This is a genomic window from Vibrio sp. 10N.222.52.B7, assembly GCF_041474275.1.
GTDB lineage: Bacteria > Pseudomonadota > Gammaproteobacteria > Enterobacterales > Vibrionaceae > Vibrio > Vibrio crassostreae_C.
On the sequence record NZ_JBFRTU010000119.1, the window covers coordinates 1 to 3987 of the forward strand.

Annotated in this window: 3 protein-coding genes, 4 tRNA genes and 1 pseudogene; all 8 read left to right on the plus strand. The window is 44.1% G+C overall.

Translation table 11 applies throughout. The annotated features are described in order from the left end of the window. Nucleotides 1–284 (plus strand): annotated as a pseudogene (locus tag AB4512_RS21000) (4-(cytidine 5'-diphospho)-2-C-methyl-D-erythritol kinase); the annotation flags it as partial. 27 nt (nucleotides 285–311) lie between these two features. Then, entirely contained in the window at nucleotides 312–1256 is a 945-nt protein-coding gene (locus tag AB4512_RS21005) for a ribose-phosphate pyrophosphokinase (RefSeq protein WP_004739814.1), read from the plus strand. Between the two features lie 223 nt (nucleotides 1257–1479). Then, complete coding sequence (gene pth, locus AB4512_RS21010) at nucleotides 1480–2070, plus strand: aminoacyl-tRNA hydrolase (RefSeq protein WP_372175567.1); 591 nt, start codon at nucleotides 1480–1482, stop codon at nucleotides 2068–2070. A 10-nt stretch (nucleotides 2071–2080) separates the two neighbouring features. Then, nucleotides 2081–3172 carry a redox-regulated ATPase YchF gene (gene ychF, locus AB4512_RS21015; RefSeq protein WP_010439159.1) on the plus strand — a complete coding sequence of 364 codons (1092 nt, stop codon included), beginning with the start codon at nucleotides 2081–2083 and terminating at the stop codon, nucleotides 3170–3172. Between the two features lie 280 nt (nucleotides 3173–3452). Further along, nucleotides 3453–3529 (plus strand) — tRNA-Met (locus tag AB4512_RS21020). A gap of 65 nt (nucleotides 3530–3594) precedes the next feature. Then, nucleotides 3595–3679, plus strand: a tRNA-Leu gene (locus tag AB4512_RS21025). 29 nt (nucleotides 3680–3708) lie between these two features. Then, nucleotides 3709–3783 (plus strand) — tRNA-Gln (locus tag AB4512_RS21030). 77 nt (nucleotides 3784–3860) lie between these two features. Further along, nucleotides 3861–3937: transfer RNA gene (locus AB4512_RS21035), tRNA-Met, on the plus strand. The last annotated feature ends 50 nt before the right edge of the window (nucleotides 3938–3987 follow it).

The window sequence follows — 3987 nt, forward strand, 5'->3', positions numbered from 1 at the left end:
CAACGCTTCTAGAGCAAGAATACGTAAACGATTGCGAAAAAATTGTGCGAATGCTGTACCCAGAGGTTGATAAGCAACTTTCATGGCTGCTACAATACGCGCCGTCGAGATTGACTGGCACAGGTTCGTGCGTTTTTGCTGAATTTAACAGCGAAAAAGAAGCCGAATTGGTGCGAGAACAACTGCCTGACACAGTTTCCGCTTTCATAGCGAAAGGAAGAAACATTTCTCCTTTAAAAGAAACTCTGGCTGAATACCAATCAGCCCACCCACAATCTATTTAAAACTGGACGCAACCCGAGGTTTCCACCGTGCCTGATATGAAGCTATTTGCTGGTAACGCAACACCTGAACTAGCCCAACGTATTGCTGATCGTCTATACATCTCTCTTGGCGATGCTACTGTAGACCGTTTTTCTGATGGCGAAGTCGCTGTTCAAATCAATGAAAACGTTCGTGGTAGCGATGTATTCCTGATTCAATCAACTTGTGCACCAACCAATGACAACCTTATGGAATTGGTGGTAATGATTGACGCAATGCGCCGTGCTTCTGCTGGCCGTATTACTGCTGTAATCCCTTACTTCGGTTATGCCCGTCAAGATCGTCGTGTACGTTCTGCTCGTGTGCCAATTACTGCAAAAGTTGTTGCAGATTTCCTTTCTAACGTTGGCGTTGACCGCGTTCTTACTATCGACCTACACGCAGAGCAAATCCAAGGCTTCTTCGATGTACCAGTTGATAACATCTTCGGTACTCCAGTTCTTCTAGAAGACATGGCTAACCGTGGCCTAGAAAACCCAGTTGTGGTTTCTCCAGACCTTGGTGGTGTTGTACGTGCTCGTGCAACGGCTAAAGCGCTAGGTGATGTTGACATCGCTATCGTTGATAAGCGTCGTCCACGTGCTAACGTTTCTGAAGTAATGAACCTAATCGGTGATGTTGAAGGTCGTGACTGTGTTATCGTTGATGACATGATCGATACGGGTGGCACACTATGTAAAGCAGCTGAAGCGCTTAAAGAGCGCGGTGCTAAGCGTGTATTCGCTTACGCAACTCACGCTGTTTTCTCTGGTACTGCTGCGAACAACATCAAGAACTCTGTTCTAGACCAAGTTATCGTAACGGATTCTATCTCTCTATCTCCAGAGATGGCTGCGACGGGTAAAGTGACAACACTTAGCCTTTCTCGCATGCTTGCTGAAGCGATTCGTCGTATCAGCAACGAAGAATCAATCTCAGCGATGTTCAACTAATCAAAGCCCAATAGCTTTTTTTACAAAAGCTTGGTTTTAGAAACACGCGAGAGAAAGATATTAAGCACTTCAGTCAATGAAGTGCTTTTTTTATGTCTGAGTAATATTGCACTGCTAGTTATCACAAACAGGAATAATCGCGCAGCTATCAGCTAGCTCGCACCTTTTTCATAAACTGTGATATCATACGGCGCTTTTTGAAATCCCAAGAGAGATCCATACCTTGAGCCAACAAATAAAACTTCTCGTTGGACTGGCTAATCCAGGTCCAGAATACGCCAAAACTCGCCACAACGCGGGCGCTTGGGTAGTTGAAGAATTAGCGCGTGTACATAACGTGACACTAAAGAACGAACCAAAGTTCTTTGGCCTAACGGGTCGTATCATGGTTCACGGTGAAGATCTTCGTTTGCTGATCCCAACGACTTTTATGAACTTGTCAGGCAAAGCAGTTGCAGCCTTAGCAAAGTTCTACCAAATTAAACCAGAAGAGATCATGGTCGCTCACGATGAGTTAGATCTGCCTCCTGGTATTGGAAAGTTTAAAAAAGGTGGTGGTCATGGCGGACATAATGGTCTGAAAGACATCATCAGCAAGCAGGGTAACAATAAAGAATTCTATCGTCTTAGATTAGGCATCGGCCATCCAGGACACAAAGATAAAGTTGCAGGTTATGTATTAGGCAAAGCTCCTCAAAAAGAGCAAGAGAGTATCGAGGCCGTCGTTGACGAATCGGTTCGCAGCCTAGACATCTTATTAAAAGATGGCCTACCAAAAGCACAAAATCGCTTACATACGTTCAAAGCAGAATAAGGTTTATATCATGGGTTTTAAATGTGGCATCGTTGGTCTACCAAACGTTGGTAAGTCAACTCTGTTTAACGCACTGACTAAAGCAGGCATCGAAGCAGCAAACTTTCCATTTTGTACGATCGAACCAAACACAGGTATCGTTCCGGTTCCAGATCTACGCTTAGATGCATTAGCAAAAATTGTTAATCCACAGAAGATCCTTCCAACGACAATGGAATTCGTAGATATCGCGGGCCTAGTTGCTGGCGCATCTAAAGGTGAAGGTCTTGGTAACAAATTCCTAGCTAACATCCGTGAAACTGACGCTATCGGTCACGTTGTACGCTGCTTTGAAAATGAAAACATTGTTCACGTTGCTGGCAAAGTATCTCCAATTGAAGATATCGAAGTGATCAACCTAGAACTTGCGCTGGCTGACTTAGACAGCTGTGAGCGTGCAATTCAACGTAACGCGAAGAAAGCGAAAGGCGGCGACAAAGACGCTAAATTCGAAATCACTGTACTAGAAAAGCTACTTCCAGTTCTAACTGAAGGTGGTATGGCACGTACTGTTGAACTTGGCAAAGAAGAAGCGGCAGCAATCGGCTACCTAAACTTCCTAACGCTTAAGCCAACAATGTACATCGCAAACGTTGCAGAAGATGGTTTTGAAAATAACCCATACCTAGACGCTGTTCGTGAATACGCAGAAAACGAAAACAACGTTGTTGTTGCTGTTTGTGCAGCAATCGAATCAGAGCTTTCTGAGCTTGATGACGAAGATCGCGAAGAGTTCCTTGCGGATATGGGTATCGAAGAACCAGGTCTTAACCGAGTGATCCGCTCTGGTTACGAACTACTGACTCTTCAGACTTACTTCACAGCTGGTGTTAAAGAAGTTCGTGCTTGGACAATCCCTGTAGGTGCAACTGCGCCACAAGCAGCGGGTAAGATCCACACAGACTTCGAGAAAGGTTTCATCCGTGCTGAAGTTGTTGGATTCGATCACTTCATCGAATTTAACGGTGAGAGCGGTGCGAAAGACGCAGGTAAATGGCGCCTTGAAGGTAAAGAATACATCGTTAAAGATGGTGACGTTGTTCACTTCCGCTTCAATGTATAATTCTGATTAAACATCTAGAAAAAAGGCCAGTGAATTCACTGGCCTTTTTGTTTTTCCCCTTTCTAAATTGTCCCTCACCAGAAAGTTAACTTCCTATATATATCGCCTTTTAGACCTGTTTTTTGTCGACAAATACGCCTCTTTGCCTAAAAAGAAACCGAACAGATGTTTATTCGCGATTTATTCAAAAAAAAAGTTGACGGGTTTCACTCAACTACGCATAATGCGCCCCGTTCACAGCGAAGCGGCAACGTTTCGAAATGAGCAACAATATGGAAATGGCTACTTAGCTCAGTTGGTTAGAGCACATCACTCATAATGATGGGGTCGCAGGTTCAAATCCCGCAGTAGCCACCATTTCCTAAGCACTCTATTTGATATTAAAGTTTGTCTTTAGTAACAAAGAGTTTTTAGGAAATAACGCGGTCGTGGCGGAATTGGTAGACGCACCAGATTTAGGTTCTGGCGCCGAGAGGTGTGAGAGTTCAAGTCTCTCCGACCGCACCATATAGAGATATCTTAATTGATATCATTGTTGGGCTATCGCCAAGCGGTAAGGCACCGGCTTTTGATGCCGGCATTCCCTGGTTCGAATCCAGGTAGCCCAGCCACAATTTAAAGTGTAATTATCTTTAAAAAGATAATGGCATTGAAAGCAAGATTATATTATATTGTCTCGCTCTCAGATGGCTACTTAGCTCAGTTGGTTAGAGCACATCACTCATAATGATGGGGTCGCAGGTTCAAATCCCGCAGTAGCCACCATTCTTTCTTCGAGAAAGAAAAGACAACGTTATATTGAATCACCAATATTC

Excerpts from the sequence above, each read along its gene's own strand:
- ychF (WP_010439159.1), top strand. The coding sequence starts at position 2,081 with ATGGGTTTTAAATGTGGCATCGTTGGTCTACCAAACGTTGGTAAGTCA.